Annotated in this window: 19 protein-coding genes and 1 pseudogene; 7 read left to right on the top strand and 13 right to left on the bottom strand. The window is 45.4% G+C overall.

Going from position 1 to position 15,197, the window contains the following annotated elements; all coding sequences use genetic code 11:
* Positions 1 to 379 precede the first annotated feature (379 nt).
* The 5 genes from BM299_RS13250 (at position 380) to BM299_RS13230 (ending at position 3,003) form a co-directional block, all read left to right on the top strand.
* Positions 380 to 940 carry a DUF1638 domain-containing protein gene (locus BM299_RS13250; protein ID WP_092485141.1) on the top strand — a complete coding sequence of 187 codons (561 nt, stop codon included), beginning with the start codon at positions 380 to 382 and terminating at the stop codon, positions 938 to 940.
* Positions 941 to 948: 8 nt separating this feature from the next.
* Entirely contained in the window at positions 949 to 1,635 is a 687-nt protein-coding gene (locus BM299_RS13245; protein ID WP_092485138.1) for a Crp/Fnr family transcriptional regulator, read from the top strand.
* 106 nt (positions 1,636 to 1,741) lie between these two features.
* Positions 1,742 to 1,969: a hypothetical protein gene (locus BM299_RS13240; protein ID WP_131820647.1), complete on the top strand. Its 228-nt coding sequence runs from the start codon at positions 1,742 to 1,744 to the stop codon at positions 1,967 to 1,969.
* A 144-nt stretch (positions 1,970 to 2,113) separates the two neighbouring features.
* Positions 2,114 to 2,356 carry an MTH865 family protein gene (locus tag BM299_RS13235; RefSeq protein WP_092485132.1) on the top strand — a complete coding sequence of 81 codons (243 nt, stop codon included), beginning with the start codon at positions 2,114 to 2,116 and terminating at the stop codon, positions 2,354 to 2,356.
* A 20-nt stretch (positions 2,357 to 2,376) separates the two neighbouring features.
* The gene (locus tag BM299_RS13230; RefSeq protein WP_092485130.1) at positions 2,377 to 3,003 is read left to right on the top strand and encodes a flavodoxin family protein; all 627 of its coding nucleotides are present in this window, start codon (positions 2,377 to 2,379) and stop codon (positions 3,001 to 3,003) included.
* Between the two features lie 707 nt (positions 3,004 to 3,710).
* Here BM299_RS13230 and BM299_RS19090 read toward each other — a convergent pair.
* The 3 genes from BM299_RS19090 to BM299_RS13220 all read right to left on the bottom strand — a co-directional run bounded on the left by BM299_RS19090 (position 3,711) and on the right by BM299_RS13220 (position 5,064).
* Positions 3,711 to 4,193, bottom strand: a complete 483-nt coding sequence (locus BM299_RS19090) for a hypothetical protein (protein WP_131820646.1) — start codon at positions 4,191 to 4,193, stop codon at positions 3,711 to 3,713.
* Between the two features lie 368 nt (positions 4,194 to 4,561).
* Complete coding sequence (locus tag BM299_RS13225; RefSeq protein ID WP_092485127.1) at positions 4,562 to 4,777, bottom strand: HepT-like ribonuclease domain-containing protein; 216 nt, start codon at positions 4,775 to 4,777, stop codon at positions 4,562 to 4,564.
* Complete coding sequence (locus BM299_RS13220) at positions 4,774 to 5,064, bottom strand: nucleotidyltransferase family protein (RefSeq protein ID WP_092485124.1); 291 nt, start codon at positions 5,062 to 5,064, stop codon at positions 4,774 to 4,776. Before BM299_RS13220 ends, BM299_RS13225 begins: the two co-directional genes overlap by 4 nt.
* Before the next feature lie 376 nt (positions 5,065 to 5,440).
* On the opposite strand from BM299_RS13220, the gene BM299_RS13215 reads away from it, so the two are divergent.
* The gene (locus BM299_RS13215) at positions 5,441 to 6,217 is read left to right on the top strand and encodes a DUF5714 domain-containing protein (RefSeq protein ID WP_425429490.1); all 777 of its coding nucleotides are present in this window, start codon (positions 5,441 to 5,443) and stop codon (positions 6,215 to 6,217) included.
* Positions 6,218 to 6,642: 425 nt separating this feature from the next.
* Here the strand turns inward: BM299_RS13215 and BM299_RS13210 are convergent, their stop codons facing one another.
* Positions 6,643 to 6,906: an SPOR domain-containing protein gene (locus BM299_RS13210; RefSeq protein ID WP_245779776.1), complete on the bottom strand. Its 264-nt coding sequence runs from the start codon at positions 6,904 to 6,906 to the stop codon at positions 6,643 to 6,645.
* A 42-nt stretch (positions 6,907 to 6,948) separates the two neighbouring features.
* On the opposite strand from BM299_RS13210, the pseudogene BM299_RS13205 reads away from it, so the two are divergent.
* Positions 6,949 to 7,098: pseudogene (locus BM299_RS13205) on the top strand (IS3 family transposase); the annotation flags it as partial.
* A 632-nt stretch (positions 7,099 to 7,730) separates the two neighbouring features.
* Here BM299_RS13205 and BM299_RS13200 read toward each other — a convergent pair.
* The 9 genes from BM299_RS13200 to BM299_RS13160 form a co-directional block, all read right to left on the bottom strand.
* Positions 7,731 to 8,447, bottom strand: a complete 717-nt coding sequence (locus tag BM299_RS13200; protein ID WP_092485115.1) for a metallophosphoesterase family protein — start codon at positions 8,445 to 8,447, stop codon at positions 7,731 to 7,733.
* 49 nt (positions 8,448 to 8,496) lie between these two features.
* On the bottom strand, positions 8,497 to 8,859 hold the full coding sequence (locus BM299_RS13195) for an ArsR/SmtB family transcription factor (protein WP_165608318.1): 363 nt from the start codon (positions 8,857 to 8,859) through the stop codon (positions 8,497 to 8,499).
* Positions 8,860 to 8,919: 60 nt separating this feature from the next.
* Positions 8,920 to 9,984, bottom strand: a complete 1,065-nt coding sequence (gene arsB, locus BM299_RS13190) for an ACR3 family arsenite efflux transporter (RefSeq protein WP_092485109.1) — start codon at positions 9,982 to 9,984, stop codon at positions 8,920 to 8,922.
* Positions 9,985 to 10,187: 203 nt separating this feature from the next.
* Complete coding sequence (locus BM299_RS13185; protein WP_092485106.1) at positions 10,188 to 10,436, bottom strand: hypothetical protein; 249 nt, start codon at positions 10,434 to 10,436, stop codon at positions 10,188 to 10,190.
* A gap of 145 nt (positions 10,437 to 10,581) precedes the next feature.
* Entirely contained in the window at positions 10,582 to 11,796 is a 1,215-nt protein-coding gene (locus BM299_RS13180; RefSeq protein WP_092485103.1) for a tungsten cofactor oxidoreductase radical SAM maturase, read from the bottom strand.
* 250 nt (positions 11,797 to 12,046) lie between these two features.
* Positions 12,047 to 12,412: a carboxymuconolactone decarboxylase family protein gene (locus tag BM299_RS13175; protein ID WP_165608317.1), complete on the bottom strand. Its 366-nt coding sequence runs from the start codon at positions 12,410 to 12,412 to the stop codon at positions 12,047 to 12,049.
* Between the two features lie 176 nt (positions 12,413 to 12,588).
* Positions 12,589 to 13,323 (bottom strand): DUF169 domain-containing protein, encoded by a 735-nt coding sequence (locus BM299_RS13170; protein WP_207545185.1) that lies wholly within the window; start codon positions 13,321 to 13,323, stop codon positions 12,589 to 12,591.
* Between the two features lie 84 nt (positions 13,324 to 13,407).
* Positions 13,408 to 13,938, bottom strand: a complete 531-nt coding sequence (locus BM299_RS13165) for a (Fe-S)-binding protein (RefSeq protein WP_092485097.1) — start codon at positions 13,936 to 13,938, stop codon at positions 13,408 to 13,410.
* A 33-nt stretch (positions 13,939 to 13,971) separates the two neighbouring features.
* Positions 13,972 to 15,156 carry an SAM-dependent methyltransferase gene (locus BM299_RS13160; RefSeq protein WP_092485094.1) on the bottom strand — a complete coding sequence of 395 codons (1,185 nt, stop codon included), beginning with the start codon at positions 15,154 to 15,156 and terminating at the stop codon, positions 13,972 to 13,974.
* Positions 15,157 to 15,197 lie beyond the last annotated feature (41 nt).

The following is a 15,197-nucleotide window of genomic DNA, read 5'->3' as shown; positions in this document are numbered from 1 at the left end:
AGAATCTTATTACATTAGCATCGCGCATGGTTTACCATGCCAGAAAATATAAGTTGCGTTTTGGCTGCCACAGTCCGTGGTTTATGACTTTCAAGCGTATTGCCTTGGCTTTAAACTAAACACTGGTTCTTGGCAAGATATTAATATGTGATATAACCTTACCAAGAATATTATTTGGTTGGGCTTGTTGGTTATTGCCTAAATCCTGTTTTAAGTTGAGGTGTTAAAATGGCTTAATTTTACGCAATAAAGTTAATGACATACAGCAAATATTTATTGATATGTTATGGCAGTTAATTCCATTATTTTGCTGCTATTATTGCTGATTGTGATACTTTCACGGATTCAGGTATAACAAAATGCCAGGGGGTGAAACAGTTTGTCCGGAAAAAAAATATTATGCTGCGGCATACTGCGCCATGAATTGGAACACCTGTTAGGGGAACAAAATACAGATATTACCTACATCGACGCAGCTTTACACGTAGATCTTGATAAGCTGGCCCAATCCGTAACCGAAAACTTGCGCGGAATAGCTGGAATCAATATCCCTTTGATAATAGGGAATCAATGCCATCCGGAGATAGAGCAAATAGCTGCAGAACACGGCGGGCGGGTAATTCAGGCTAAAAGTTGCATTGAGATGCTCCTGGGAGAAAAAATGGCGGAGCTGGACGCCGAAGCCAAAACTTTTTACCTCACCAGCGGGTGGCTGGAAAACTGGCGCAAGATTTTTATGGAAGGGCTAGGTTGGGACGCGGTTGATGCCCGGCAAAATTTTGGTTATTATGATCGTATATTGCTTTTGGACACAGGAATTGTACCCATTGATGATATGAATCTGCTTGAATTCTATGACTACGCTCAAGTGCCCGTGGAAACTATACCGGTGGACCTGGACAATTTACGCAAGCTGTTGGAACAACTTTTGAACGGGTGAAACAATTAATGCAAAAAATTAAATGCATGAAAGAGCTGGCCCTGTTTGCCACCCTTGATTTTACGGAACGGGAAAAAATCGGGGTACTGGCCGGTAAAAAAGTCTACCGTAAAAACGAAATGATTTTCCGGGATGGAGATCCCGCGCATACTATCTACCTGATCAAGTATGGCCAGGTCAGGCTGTTCAAAGTTTCGGAAGGTGGCAAGGAAATTACCCTCGATATCCTCAAAGAGGACGATATTTTCGGTGAAAACACTTTTTTTGAAGAAAACGCCCGCCATACCATGAATGCTCAGGCGATGAAGGATACCTTTATCTGCTCATGTAATAAAGAACACTTCGCCATTTTGCTGCAAAACCCGCAAACAGCCCTGAAAATAATCCAACTGCTGGGGGGCAAATTAAATAATTACACCGATAAGGTAGCCAGCATCGCCTTCCAGGATGTGAAAGGCAGAATTTCGGCCATGCTGCTCAGGCTGGCCGGTGAATACGGAAAACCTTCTCCCGAAGGAACCATTATCGATATCGACCTCACTCACCAGGATATAGCATCCCTGGTCAACGCCTCGCGGGTCATGGTGACCAATGTTCTGGGCGATTTGAAGCAGGAGGGGGCCATCGCCACCAGGGGACACCAATTTATCCTTTTAAGCAAGGAAAAACTTGCCGGCGCCATCGAAGCCGTGTAACGGGGCTGGTGGTATGATTCAAAAATAATTACATTGCCCCAAGCATAGCCGGGATAAAGAAGAAGTTGACGCCCAAATTAAAAAAATGGTCAGCCGGGTAAATCTGATGCGGGATTTACTATTCGAAATCAAAGCCGACACCCCCCTCGGCAAAACCGTTAAAATGCTTTTGAACCTGTTTCTCTGTGAGGGTGAGGACGGTATTTTGGATCTGAACGGCATTTCTTACCACAAACTCGCCAACTTGATTGGTATCAGCCATACAGAGCTGCAGGAATCCCTGGAATACTTACAACAACAAGGCATAATTTTATATAGACCGATATCCAAGTAAAGAAATTGTAAGTTGCTACTCATCCAGTGGCAACTTTTTATTTTTCTTGTAAAACAGTTTACTTATTTTAATTGCTTTTACAAGTAATATAGTGCTAAAGCTTTTAAGCTTGCTCTAAAAAATTTAAAAGGAGGAATCACCTATATGTCAGTACGCGAAACCATTAAAAAACAGATTATCGGAGCCCTTCAAGGAGCGAATTTCCCCATAGCCACTCCGGAAGCCTTACTGGCCGCTTTCCCCCAGGGAGCGGATACTACTTGCAAGGCCGGGGACCTCGAAGTTACCGCCGGTGAAGCCGGGAAGCTTTTGACAGCCGAGGATTTTCCTTTCAACAGCGCTGAAGAAGTGGCTGAAACCATCGTGAGCAGGGCCGGGCTTAAATAAAAATCGGGGGAAAAAATATTATGCAAGTTATAGGTGTAAGCGGCAGCCCACGAAACAATAGTTCCGTAGATAAGCTGGTAAAACTCATTCTCGAAAACTTGAATAATTATAATGCTGAAATAATTTCTCTTAAAGATCTACTGATTAACCCCTGTAAAGGCTGCTTGGGATGCCTGAAAACCAATCAATGTGTACAAAAAGATGACTGGGCTTCCGTTGAGGAAACGATTAGACAAGCTGAATTGATGGTACTCGGCGTCCCCGCTTATTATGGAGCAGCCTTTGGCATAAATGCCTTAACACATAACTTCTTGGAAAGATGGTTTGCATTTAGGCACCAGGGGTTAAAGCTGAACCTGAGAAAAGTAATACTGGCGATTGTATCCGGCGAAGGTCATGGCGAAATAACGGCCAAATATTTAAAGACCTTCTTTGAAATGTACCACGGTGTCGAAGTGGTGGATAATATTATTGCCAGTGGTACAACCCCCTGTTATGTTTGTGGTTTTGGCGAACATTGTGCTGTAAGTGCTTTCTTACACCGGCATGGTGAAGGAGCAAAGATTACTAAGGATATGATAGTCCCAATTGAAAAGCAGACCAGTGTAATAGAAAACATTAAAAAAATAAAACTAACCGATGGTTAATACGTCTAATATATAAAAAGGCGTGGTTGCCAACTATTCGTTTGACCGGTAAAATCCGGATAATTAGGATGCTTTAGATAGGGGTGGCGGTTATTTTGGCGGTGCAAGATCAAAGGATGGGGATTGCGCCGGAAATATTACCAAAGATCGCCACCCTTTTTTACCACCAAAGACACCGGAACCGGCCCTAAAAGCAATTCCCGAGATAGGCGAAACGTAAGAGAAAAGAATCCGGTTTCCTCCTGCGGCTCGTCATTGCTCGCGCTCAGCTTTTTTTGTGGCCTTTTCGTTCGGGATATTTAATATTAATCTATGATGCGGTAATTATTAATACTGATTTTATCCCATTTACTTACCCCTTTGATGAGGAAATTGCACATAATAGACAGACTGCGAGGATTAATATTTTTTCAACCCTGTGTTTTATCTCCGTTCAAATTTTCCTCATAGAACTACCCCCATAAAATAACAATGCTGGCAGTGATGCCAGCGTAATTATTTTTACACTTGGAAAGGATTGTCTTTTGTTTTGTCGAAACATCTCCTAACTGGTATTATATACTAATTAAGGGAGGATTATTAATGTCAATAAAGCCTGACAGAAATAGTTTATGTTCTTGCGGCAGTGGAAAAAAAATATAAATAGCAGGAATCCTACTTAATGTATATGAAACAATTGATAAACTGCTTGAGCCTGTTATGATGCTTTAATTGTTGTAGCTCCAATAACCAGAAGTATTGCCATTGTAATATGACCTTGCTGCCGCTGTGTCTGCGGAAGTTTTAGCGGCATTGGCGGCATTAGCGGCGTTGGTGGCGTTCGTAGCAGCAGTATTAGTAGCGTTTATTATAGAATTATAAGTCTCTTTTGAGGGCACATATCCACCCGACCAAAAAGTTACTGATCCAGTAAAATAATAATACTCTAATGTATTATAATCGTTTTTTTCACACGACCAAAAATATACGCTTGGTACTATTTTTAGTTTCACATAGCTTTCTTGAAATACTTTTTCAAAGTTCCTTGACTCACCTTCTGTTTCCCATCCATTCCAATTAATACTACAGCTTTCTCCTAGAGATCCATCATTTCTTATGCCATAAAAAGTTAAATAAAACACGCAATCCCCATCCACAAGACCAAAATCCCATCTTGTATCCCTTAATATAGATAGACCAGAAATTTTCATAAAACTTTTTCCATCAGGGCTATTAATTAAAATAGGAGTTAAATCTACTGTTTGTGGAGCATATAATCTGCAATAGGGGCCTACCGGTCTTTGAAAAATATCTATTACCTATTTCACTGTATATATATGTTTTGCAAAAGAACTTATTGGAAAATTAAACAAGTAAATAAAAGCTAATAAATATTGTAAATAACTTAGTATATTTATTCATTAAACTTTCCTCCTAAATTTTTTCTATCACCGTTAATCTTTGCATACCACACGAGAAAACTACGAAATCATGGCTATCACCCCCTTAAAAAAAAAACTCCGTGTCTTTACGGAGTTTCTAAAGCTGATAGCTGGGTTATAAAATATTTAACATTAAGTTACTGTTCTGCTTTTATAATTGTTTCAATTTGTTCCTTTAACTTCGGAATTTTTTTAGTAGCAGTGTCCAATACCAGTTTCAAATCAACACCAAAGTATTCGTGTATCAAAACATCTCTCATACCTGCTATTGAGCGCCATTGTATATAGGGATATTTATCCCTTAGTTCTGTTGAGAGATTCTTTGTTGCTTCTCCAATAATTTCAATTTTCACATTATCGCCTTCCTGTCTTTTAAAACATAGGGTCTAATATATTTTGAAAGAGCACCTTGAGTTACAACATCTACTTTTCGATGGAAGGCTTCTTCGAGAGCATATTTTAACTCAACTAGCTCGAATAACGTAAAGTCGGCATTGGGGTCATATTCAATAAGAAAATCAATATCGCTATCTTGGTTCTGTTCGCCACGGGCAAAGGAACCGAAAATATACGCCTGATTTACGCCGTAATTTTTAAATATTGGAACCGCCTTGGTTTTTATTGTTTCTATATTAAGCACACATATACCCCCAAGGGTTTTACTTATTTTACCAACAATTTAGTGCTGAAATTCCATAAGATACAGCAGCTTCGACTTCATTTTTGATTTTTAGCGAGAAGAAGTATGATTCAAACCCCATAGCTTTTCTAATGGCGTTCGTTCTCTGTATTAAATCTGAAATTGAGCAAGTTGGGTATCATTTGGGCGTTTTCCTTTGAACCGCAACTTGTTTTTTATTGGGCTCAACTTCAGATTCAATCCTTAACAAAATACGCCACCGGTTGAAGCCGGTAAACGGCATTTTCTTTGTGATGTGAAATAGCAAATAATGTTAGGTAGTGCCAATTGTATTTTATAACACAGTACGGTAGGATGAGCTTAGGGGGGTGTAACAATGACTATAAAAGAACTGGGACATGGGACAGGCTGCTGAGGCTCATCCCAAGAAGGTGTTGGTCAACACCAAGAAAATATTTTAGAAAACTGCCTGATTTGTGGAAATAAACTTGACTACCTGGAATCCGGCAGAGAGTTTTCTTGCATATACTGCGGGCAAAAAGAAATTGGCTACGTTTACTGTCCAAACAGCCATTATGTCTGTGACGAGTGTCATGGGAAAGATTCTTATGAAAAAATCTTAAATTTGGCTCTCACTGCACGAGGCACTAATCCATTGGAAGTTGCCGAAACGATGATGAAATCAGCCCCCATACCAATGTTGGGCTGTGAACATGCATGGATAGCTGCGGGGGCTCTTTTGGCAGCAATTAAAAACAGCAGAGAAATTAAAATCACGGAAAGTCAAATTACTGAGGCTTTGAGCCGGACAAGAAAACAGGCCATAGGCGCCTATTGCGGCTTAACTGGTATTTGCGGCGTAGCTCCCGCTATCGGGGCTTGTTTCAGCGTTATTTTGGGTGCCGCCTGTCCAAAGGATAAGGAAACTGCCGCTACCATGAGTGTTGTGTCTCAGGTTATCGAAGCCATAGCAAACCAAACAGGCCCATGTTGCTGCAAAAACTTTGTACGGACGGCTTTGACTTTAAGCTGTAAACTCGTACAAGAACATCTAAAAATTGCCTTACCTTGCGACGGAGAGTTGGTCTGCAGCGACAGCCACCGGCACCCGCACGGCTGTAGAAAAGAAAGATGCCACTATTATCAAGGATAGCGATGGTGAATGAAATTCTAGAAAAATTACCCCTAATGGGTTAGCAACAGGTATCGGAAGCTTACCTCATACCGATGTTGAAAATGCGATTAAGTTTGTTTTTAAGTATTTCCGGGATATTCCTCACTGGCCCCAACTTCCTAAACTCTCAAATTTAGAAGGTCTGGTTGACCAATATTTATCGCCTCTTATGAATATGGGGCTGATAGAGCAAAGGCAAAATAACTCCCCCTACCTTGCCATTGAAAAAGACGATTGGCTCGAAAGATTGACATTATTTTATTCTGCTTACCTTATCTATGCCCGTACCGAAAAAGGGAACGGGTATTTTGTTTCGTAGTATCTTTGTAATTATAAAAAAAGTTGGCTATTCATGCATTCTCCGGGATGGTCATTGAGAAACCTGATTCCCCAACCTCCACTTACTAATCCGGCGCCACCACCAGGGCGTCGATGCCCAGGTCGCGCAGCCTTCGGGCCTGCCGCTCCGCCGCCTCCCGGCTCTGAAAGGCGCCGGCCTGCACACGCCACAGGAGCGGCGCGGGTATCTCCGGCAAAGCCGGAGCATCGCGCCGACCCCCGGATACCGGTGCGTCCGGTTGGGGCGCTTTTGCCCGGCCGCCCAGCGCCCGGCGCAATGCGGTCATATCTACAAACCGCCCGGGACAGGCCGTGGCCGCCCCGGGCACTTCCCGGTGGCCCAGTACATGCTCCGTCGGGATGCCAAATTAGTTTACCATCGGCTATATAAGACTCGTGCCCAGGCACGCCGGGACTTGTTTGAATACATAGAAGTATTCTACAACCGGGTTAGGATGCATTCTTCAATAAACTACATGAGTCCGGAAAGTTATGAAAAGCTAGGACAATGCGCTTCTTGACAATATTAACTGCGCATGGAAATAAATCCAATATTAATAAGTTATGTTTTTAGGTGAGCCCAGAGGGAAAAACCATGTACTGTAAATAAGGCGCCGAAGGGAAGCCTTGACAGACGGGCCCCGGCGCGTGTTACACTTGCAATTCAGACGGGCTTGTATCTAAGTGTATGTTTCCTGGAGCCGCCCGTCGGTAATTAATAATCAACACGCGCCGGGTGGATGTCAAGGCCGCCGGTCCGTCATGTTGAGGATAAGCTTCATGTTAAATGCTTACGTAAAAAACTGTGAAAAACAAAGAAAAAGCGCTTAAATCACTGTCTAATTTATCGGGGGAAGACCAATTCAGCGTTGCGCTTTCAACCTGCACACTTCGGATAGGGACCTCTCGGTTACCCCTCTCTCCTCCGTCACGTCCCTCACGGGAGCGCGCTAGATGTACCCTTTGCCGCGCTTGCCACTTGCGCAGCGCCGGCCTGCCCTGCCTCTCGGCAGGGTGTCCGACATCCAGTGCGGGCTGCCGCCCGCACAACCACCTCCGGGACAAGCCCGGAGGCTTTTCCACAAAAGTTTTCTCTGAATAAGAAATGAAAAATCGGGCATGACAATTTTTTAGACTAAAATTTCGTAGCCGACTAACTAATACCCGTTCTTATAATCGCAGCGAATTCAGCAGGCAGGCCGGCCTTTTCAACGGCCCAGGCGGCAGATTCATAATCGTATGGGACTTTAATAAAGTCCACCCGTATATCAGCGTCCATTTCAATCAGCGCATACACCGCCTGCGGGTCGCCGTGCTTGGGCTTGCCGGCGCTTCCGGCGTTTATTATGTGCCGGCCTTCCACAACCCGGTGGTATGGCAAGTGAGTATGTCCGCACACCAGCACGTCGGCATCTGCTTCATGCAACATGGCCAGCACATCAGCGGCGGGCACGTCCTCGTAAAGGTACTCGTTTAACCTACGGGGGCTGCCGTGTACGAATAACACCCTGCGCCTGCCGATTTCTTTGTTAATCCTGTCCGGCAAGCTCATCATGAATTCTTTGCTTGACCGGCAGGTATTTTCAGTGGTCCAGGAGATCGATTTAACCCCTGCTTCCATAGCTTTTTCATCTTTATAGTCACACCCGCAGACCATGCGGCTGTTGGCGATTGCGTCATCGTAATTCCCCATCACAGTGGGGATACCGCTCTCCCGAATGGCCTGCACCACCGCGTCGGGATAAGCCCCGTACCCAACCAGGTCGCCCAAACAGACCACCAAGTCCGGTTCACGGCTTTGTATGTCCGCCAAAACTGCATCCAGGGCATGTTTATTGCCGTGAATATCGGAAAAAACTGCAATTCGCATATTTATTCCCCCTATTGCCTGGCAGCGCGGCCAGCTTTAATTAAACCATCTAATTGTTTGCTTTAAGGCATGAGTGTATTTCTTTTTCCATACGCAGACAGGCGTCGTAATCCCGGTGCGATTGCCGGTTTTCCAAGTTGCCCCTTATTTGATTAAACAAGTCATTATTAGTACATACCCGTTGCGCAAAAACCTTTTGATTCAAGGAATAAAATACCCAGCGGCCATCTTTGTCATCCCGCACTATGCCGCTTTTCTTCAAGATCCTGAGATGGTGGGAAACAGCAGGCTGAGACATACCCAACTCATCCATGATTTCGCAGACACACATATCCCGCCGGGATAACATCATGATAATTTTCAGCCGGGTTTCATCAGCTAAAATTTTTAAAAAGTCCAACACAGCCTTCATTATTCTTCCCCCAATAGATACAGCCGGGAGCAACGGTTGCATCCCGGCTAAATTCTTGTATCACCTGGTCGGCAGCACCCTTTGATCGAAATATTTCCGTTTGAAAGATAGGGCTACGTTGACCAGCCAGATCATCACCGGTACTTCAATAAGCGGGCCGATTACCGCAGCAAAAGCCTGGCCGGAATTGATACCGAACACCGCCACCGCCACTGCGATGGCCAGCTCAAAATTGTTGCTGGCGGCGGTAAAGGAAAGGGTTGTGGCCTGCTCATAATTGACTCCCATCTTTTTGCTCATAAAGAACGAAAATATGAACATGATTAAAAAGTACAGGACCAGTGGTATGGCAATCCTAACCACATCCATCGGCAGGGTAACAATATAATTGCCCTTCAGGGAGAACATCACCACGATGGTAAACAGCAAAGCAATTAAAGTTAAAGGACCGATTTTGGGCATAAACTGTTTGTCATACCATTCCTTGCCCTTCACCGGCATTAAGGTAAACCGGGTAATAATACCCGCCAGAAAAGGTATACCGAGATAGATAAACACGCTCTTGGCCACTTCCGCCATCGAAATGTGTACTTCCAAAGACTCCAGGCCAAACCACCGGGGCATCAGGGTAATGAAAAAGTAAGCGTATAACGAAAAGAACAGTACCTGGAAGATAGAGTTTAATGCCACCAGGGCGGCGGCGTACTCGGAATCTCCTTTAGCCAGTCCGTTCCAGACTATGACCATCGCAATGCAGCGGGCCAGGCCGATCAGAATAAGGCCTGTCATGTATTCCGGGTAGCCCCGCAGGAAAATTATGGCCAGAAAAAACATCAACAGCGGGCCGATAATCCAGTTCTGCACCAGGCTGAGGCCCATGACCTTGCCGTTGGTAAATACTTTGCCTATTTCCTCGTACTTTACCCTGGCCAGGGGCGGGTACATCATGATAATCAAACCGATGGCAATGGGGATATTGGTGGTGCCTACCTGGAATTGTCCCCAAAAGTCAGCGATTTGCGGGTAAATGTAACCACCCGCCACCCCAACTGCCATGGCCAGGAAAATCCAGAGCGTTAAATACCGGTCCAGAAAATTTAGTTTGCCAGTTACTGAGTCAGGCATCAGTTTTAACCTCCCCACTCAATTATTATATAAAAATTATTTTATATTTTAGACCAAAAATAAAATTAGCATTCTTTAATCCAGTCGATTATCTCTTTTTTTGAAGGGACTTGACCGGTGGATCACACCCTGCCGCCCAGTATCCGGCCAGGTGTGATCACAACCCCATATAAAGTTGCGGTATTATTGTTTCGCCCTTTTCCTCATTCAATTTGTTTCACATATTCCCTGTACAATGCCTCGGCATATTTTTCCCTGGCGGAACCGGGAATATAATTGTTGGCAGCGGCCCTTTGTAGCAATTCTTTCTTTGCTTCCTCTTCAGAAAGCGGCTCCATCAAGCTCACCTCGGCCATAATGAGGTCCAACCCCAATATGCCCACCGTGCCGGTATCCAATTCAATCTTATATACTCTCGGTGCGCCGGGGTCACAGCATTTAGCCAACCTCAATGGCACCTCCTCTCAATTAAAACATTAAAGTTCATTTATATCTTGCAGCAAAAAATAATACATAATAAGTTGCTTATATAATAATTATCATTACCTTGTATGTCAATAGCTTTATTGTTAAATACCTGTAAAGCTCTTATAATTTTTAAGGGCAGGCGATTAACTGCCTGGACCAGAGACATTCTGCGCAGGACGGGCTGTTGCCCCAACAATCACCGTCATTGTTATCCACATATGAACAGCCGTCCAGGAACTTGCAATCGGTACAGGATGGAAAATGGAAATTATTAACAGCCCGCCGAAAGTTAATGTAAATAGGTTCTGTCCATATTTGGTCCAGTTTTTTTTCAGTTACATTACCCAGGTAAAAAGGATACATTTCCTTAATACGGCCATATATATAGCAGTTGTACGAATGCATCAGTGCATAACAGGGCGAAACAAAACCCATGTGGTTGACGACCATTGCCTTGTCCTCGACGAATTTGCAGTACCGTTCGGTGCGCAATTTCATATACGGCATTTGGGCCTGAATCATCAGCAAAACCGAATCATTACCAAAAAGCGCCCCCGTATCGTCCATGTCATAAAGAATTTGATCTTTCATCTCCTCATTATAAGGCAACACATTGGTAACAATCATCCGGCGCGCGTTCAATTCCTGTACCAGTTTGGCCAGGCATGGTAGTTTATGGAAATTATCCTTGGTAGCTACGAATTCAATGCCCAGCTCGGGGTAGTGTACGCCTCTTTGGGCTTTTATTTCATTAAGCAGATTTAAATTGTTCAGAACCCCGTGAAAATCCGCCCCCTGCCGGATATGGCAGTATTCTGCCTCGTCCGGGCCGTCCAGGGAAACAAATATCATATCCAGTTTGAGATCAATAAGTTTATTGATAACCTCCTCTGATAATAATGAACCGTTGGTGATGACTTCAGCCCGTAGTCCCCTGTTTTTTACTGTTTCCAGCATGTCCAGCAGCCGGGGGTGGCTGAAGGGCTCGCCGAAGCCGCCGAAGTGGACACGCTCGAGTCGCGGCAACCTGTCCAAACTCTCTGCAATGCGCTTAAAAACACCCCACTCCATGTGGGACAGTTCGTCATGCCAGGAATTTCTAATACAGGTTGTGCAAGCAAAGTTGCAAACCGTGGTGGCTTCAATATATAGTTTTCTAACATCAACTACCCGTGGGATAATTTGAAAACCGTTTTTAGTTTTGATGCATAACGCCTCTACAGCACCGTTATTACCGTTGGTTTGACTAGTATCCGATGGTAGCATAATCTGACCGCCCGGCTCAATGGAGACAGTTTGACCCGCTTGAAAGCTGCAGCCTGTAATTACATGCCTTTTTGACATGATCTACCTCCCGCTGAAATTGTTAACATATAACACATCAGTTTATCCCATAACGGAACATGTGTAACATTTCGACATAGCTTAGTATGCCGGTTTGGTTATATATAAAAGTTTACTTATATTTTAAGCAAATGCAATACCAACCACCATAATCATAAGTTTAGTTTAAAACTAGGATAAATAGCTATTTTTAGGTGATTAGACCATAATCTTCAACGGGCTCAAGCAACTTGGCGAAGCACTGATTTAATTACTCGGTAATTTTCTGTATGCCGTCCAGGCAGTGGCAAACACGGTTGAAGCTAGTGCGAAACGGGGCCGTCAGGATTGCTTCGCCGATTTCTTCATTGGTTATACCGGCTTTTTTGGCCTTTTTCATGTACATTTCCGTGCACATTTTACTGCCCGCCGCCAGCGCCGCCGCAATTATAATCAGGTGTTTATACTTTTCCGATATGTTGGGCAGGTCAAAAACAAATTTTCCTTCCTGGGCCTGTTTGGGCACCCATTCCGGAACAAGTTTCGACATCATGATCATGGGTACGGGCTTTTCACCCAGGTTTTGTTCCATCATCTGCAGGATTTGCTCTACGGACGGAGTTTTTTGGTTTTCCATGTTTATATCCCCCTTCAAATTATATTTCGGCATTCGTTGGAGACATTCATACGTTGGGGACATTCATTCGCAGGAGGTGTGTCCCCTTACCACTGAGGGTGTATCCCCTTAACGCTGAGGATGTGTCCCCTTACTGCATACCGCCTGTGAAAGTTAAACAAGTTGTGCGTTCCGAATTAGTTCTGGCCATCGCAGGCCGCCATCGAGTTATAGGCGCCTTTGGCCCGGGAACGCGGAATAGCTTTTGCAGCCAGTTTTTCAAGAGCGCCGACTATTTTATCCAGACTGCCGGCGGGGAAGCCCAACAGGCACTCCACCTCGGGAATATCGGTGGCATCCCGGCAGCCGTAGCAACCCAGGTTGGCATTAAGTTTGCCGGTTTGGTACGGTACCAGGGTGGAATCAATGCAGGTGGCCTGGAACACGCCGGTCTGGAAGCCGTGTCTGCCGCCTGCTTCAAATATATCGGCCAGGGCCACCCACATCAGCTTTTCCGGTTTCCCCTCCAGCGCCACCACATCGGGAACAAAATCCGCCTGAGCCAGCGGTGCCACCAGCACACCGGCACATTCGCCGGGTTTCATGCGAGGCATCAGGCCGATGGTTTTGGCTGCCGCCGCGGGGTTGCCGAAAAGGCCCATGCCGGTCATCATTTGGCCGTTTTGCAGTTTTTCCGGCAGCGGCTTGAAACCAAAAGCCGAAGCTGAGGCCGGGCAGGTGATGTTGTCTCCGTTGACCAGCACTTTATGGCCGTGCTTGCCCATCATCAGCGCCTGGCAGTAACGCATTTTCTTGCTGTTGTCGTAACCTTCCGGCACCAGTTCGCCCGGTTTCAGGAACTTGGCGGCCAAGGGCGGGCACTCCAACCCGAGCAAATTGACCATCCTGGCACTGTAATCAGCATTTTTCATTTTTGTACACTCCCCTTTTAATTAATCTAATAAATATATAAATATTTATTAATATACCTGGGTAAAAAAATTTTCATTATATGGTTATTCAATTTTCAACTGCCGGTTATCCAGAGATTCCAACACTTTAAGCACCGTGCAGATCTCATCGCCGGTCAGAGGCAGGCAATTTTCCGCCTTCTGCCGCTCCAATACCAATTTCAGGGCGAAAGCCGTGCAGGTGGGCTCGCCGCACTGGCCGCAATTGTTACGGGGCAGCATCCTGATTATTTCATGCACCTGGGGCTGTGGTTTCGGTTGGTTAAGGGGCGTTATTTCTGCTTTCTTGTCCTGCACCCGGCGTAAAAAATCAACCAAATCATCCATAATATCCTCGGCTTCATCCAGGTCGGCCAACTGACCCAGGGTTACCCGCCGCCTTTCCAGAATTACCGGGCAGCCCCGGTATTTAAAAGTTATCACCACCCCTCCGGGGTCAAAGGAAGCATACTTGACCACGGCGTTAACGTAGGGCAACAATTCCCCTATATCCTGGTTCCACATGGCGGTAACCCTTACCCTGGCCCCGTCGGCCAGGCAGGGCGCCATGCCGGTGATCTCGTAATTTAAAGCCATTTAAGTTTCTCACATCCTTCCGCTCTTGTTTTTCTAAAGGTAAACGTGTTCCAGGGTCATCGGCAGGTTGTTGTTCAGCCCCTTGGAGAACAACAGCTGGTAGATGTTCAAACCCGATACCCTGAAAGAAGCGGCGCAGCCGCGCAAGTACAAGCCCCACATGCGCACGAACCGGCGGCCGTATTTTTGCTCAATTTTATCAACGTGCTTTAAAAAGTTTTCATACCAGCGATCCAGGGTCATGGCGTAGTGCATACGCAGGCTTTCCGCGTGCAGCAGGTGAAAATCATATTCGGGCAACAGCCACATTGTTTCCCGCAAAGAAGGGATATAACCACCGGGAAAGATGTATTTTTCAATCCAGGAGTTTACGGGCTTTTCCCGCACCCCGGTAATGGTGTGTAACACAGACAGCCCGCCGGGAGCGAGCAGTTTGTTGACTTTTTCCATGTACCTGGGCAGGTTTTCTTTCCCCACGTGTTCAAACATACCCACGCTGACGATCTTGTCAAACCGGTATTCCTGCTCGTCCAGATCCAGGTAATTGAGCAGTTTGACGTCCACCCGCCCCTCAAGGCCCAGTTTCTTGATGCGTTCTTTTACGGCATGGTATTGTTCCTCGCTTAAGGTAATGCCCAGCGCTTGTACGCCGTACTCCTGCGCCGCCTTTATAATCAACCAGCCCCAGCCGCTGCCGATGTCCAATAGACGATCCCCAGGTTGCAGCTGAATTTTTTTGAGAATGTGATCAATTTTTTGCAATTGAGCCTCGTACAATGAATCACCGGGGGTTTTAAAATAGGCGCAGGAGTAACTCATTGTTTCGTCCAACCATAGCGAAAAAAAGTCGTTCCCCAGGTCATAGTGATGTTGAATATCGCTTTTTTGTTTCAACCTGGCCGCTGCGCCGCTCAGTACTTTAACGGCCGAAACCGCCTTTCCGGTCAAGCCACCGGGAATGCTGTCCTTATTTAATTCGGCCACCCGGAATATTTCCTCCAGGCTGCCTTCGAAATCAACAATGTCGTCCATGTATGCTTCACCGAAAGCAAGTACCGGGTCATCCAAGTTAAAGTTTAGCGGCAGCGGCTCATTGAAGATCACTTTCACCCGGGGCTGCCCGTCTCCGTACCGGGCTGTTTCCCCGTCCCAGTACACCACCTCGAAATTGGCGTGTTTTACACCTGCAAAAAAAGACTTCAGCAAGTGTTTACGCATTAATAATCACCTCCGAGATTAGCCATCCGGCTAGACTACAC

It is taken from the genome of Desulfoscipio geothermicus DSM 3669, from assembly GCF_900115975.1.
GTDB classification, from domain to species: domain Bacteria; phylum Bacillota; class Desulfotomaculia; order Desulfotomaculales; family Desulfallaceae; genus Desulfoscipio; species Desulfoscipio geothermicus.
The sequence above is the reverse complement of the archived record's forward strand: the minus strand, read 5'-3'. Positions and strand labels throughout refer to the sequence as shown.

Bases quoted from the DNA above. Each gene is read 5' to 3' on its own strand.
- BM299_RS13165 (WP_092485097.1), bottom strand. From the start codon at position 13,938: ATGGCTTTAAATTACGAGATCACCGGCATGGCGCCCTGCCTGGCCGAC.
- BM299_RS13235 (WP_092485132.1), top strand. From the start codon at position 2,114: ATGTCAGTACGCGAAACCATTAAAAAACAGATTATCGGAGCCCTTCAA.
- BM299_RS19090 (WP_131820646.1), bottom strand. From the start codon at position 4,193: ATGAAAATTTCTGGTCTATCTATATTAAGGGATACAAGATGGGATTTT.
- BM299_RS13195 (WP_165608318.1), bottom strand. From the start codon at position 8,859: ATGAAGGCTGTGTTGGACTTTTTAAAAATTTTAGCTGATGAAACCCGG.
- BM299_RS13180 (WP_092485103.1), bottom strand. From the start codon at position 11,796: ATGTCAAAAAGGCATGTAATTACAGGCTGCAGCTTTCAAGCGGGTCAA.
- BM299_RS13245 (WP_092485138.1), top strand. From the start codon at position 949: ATGCAAAAAATTAAATGCATGAAAGAGCTGGCCCTGTTTGCCACCCTT.
- BM299_RS13160 (WP_092485094.1), bottom strand. From the start codon at position 15,156: ATGCGTAAACACTTGCTGAAGTCTTTTTTTGCAGGTGTAAAACACGCC.
- BM299_RS13170 (WP_207545185.1), bottom strand. From the start codon at position 13,323: ATGAAAAATGCTGATTACAGTGCCAGGATGGTCAATTTGCTCGGGTTG.
- arsB (WP_092485109.1), bottom strand. From the start codon at position 9,984: ATGCCTGACTCAGTAACTGGCAAACTAAATTTTCTGGACCGGTATTTA.
- BM299_RS13230 (WP_092485130.1), top strand. From the start codon at position 2,377: ATGCAAGTTATAGGTGTAAGCGGCAGCCCACGAAACAATAGTTCCGTA.
- BM299_RS13200 (WP_092485115.1), bottom strand. From the start codon at position 8,447: ATGCGAATTGCAGTTTTTTCCGATATTCACGGCAATAAACATGCCCTG.
- BM299_RS13240 (WP_131820647.1), top strand. From the start codon at position 1,742: ATGCGGGATTTACTATTCGAAATCAAAGCCGACACCCCCCTCGGCAAA.
- BM299_RS13175 (WP_165608317.1), bottom strand. From the start codon at position 12,412: ATGGAAAACCAAAAAACTCCGTCCGTAGAGCAAATCCTGCAGATGATG.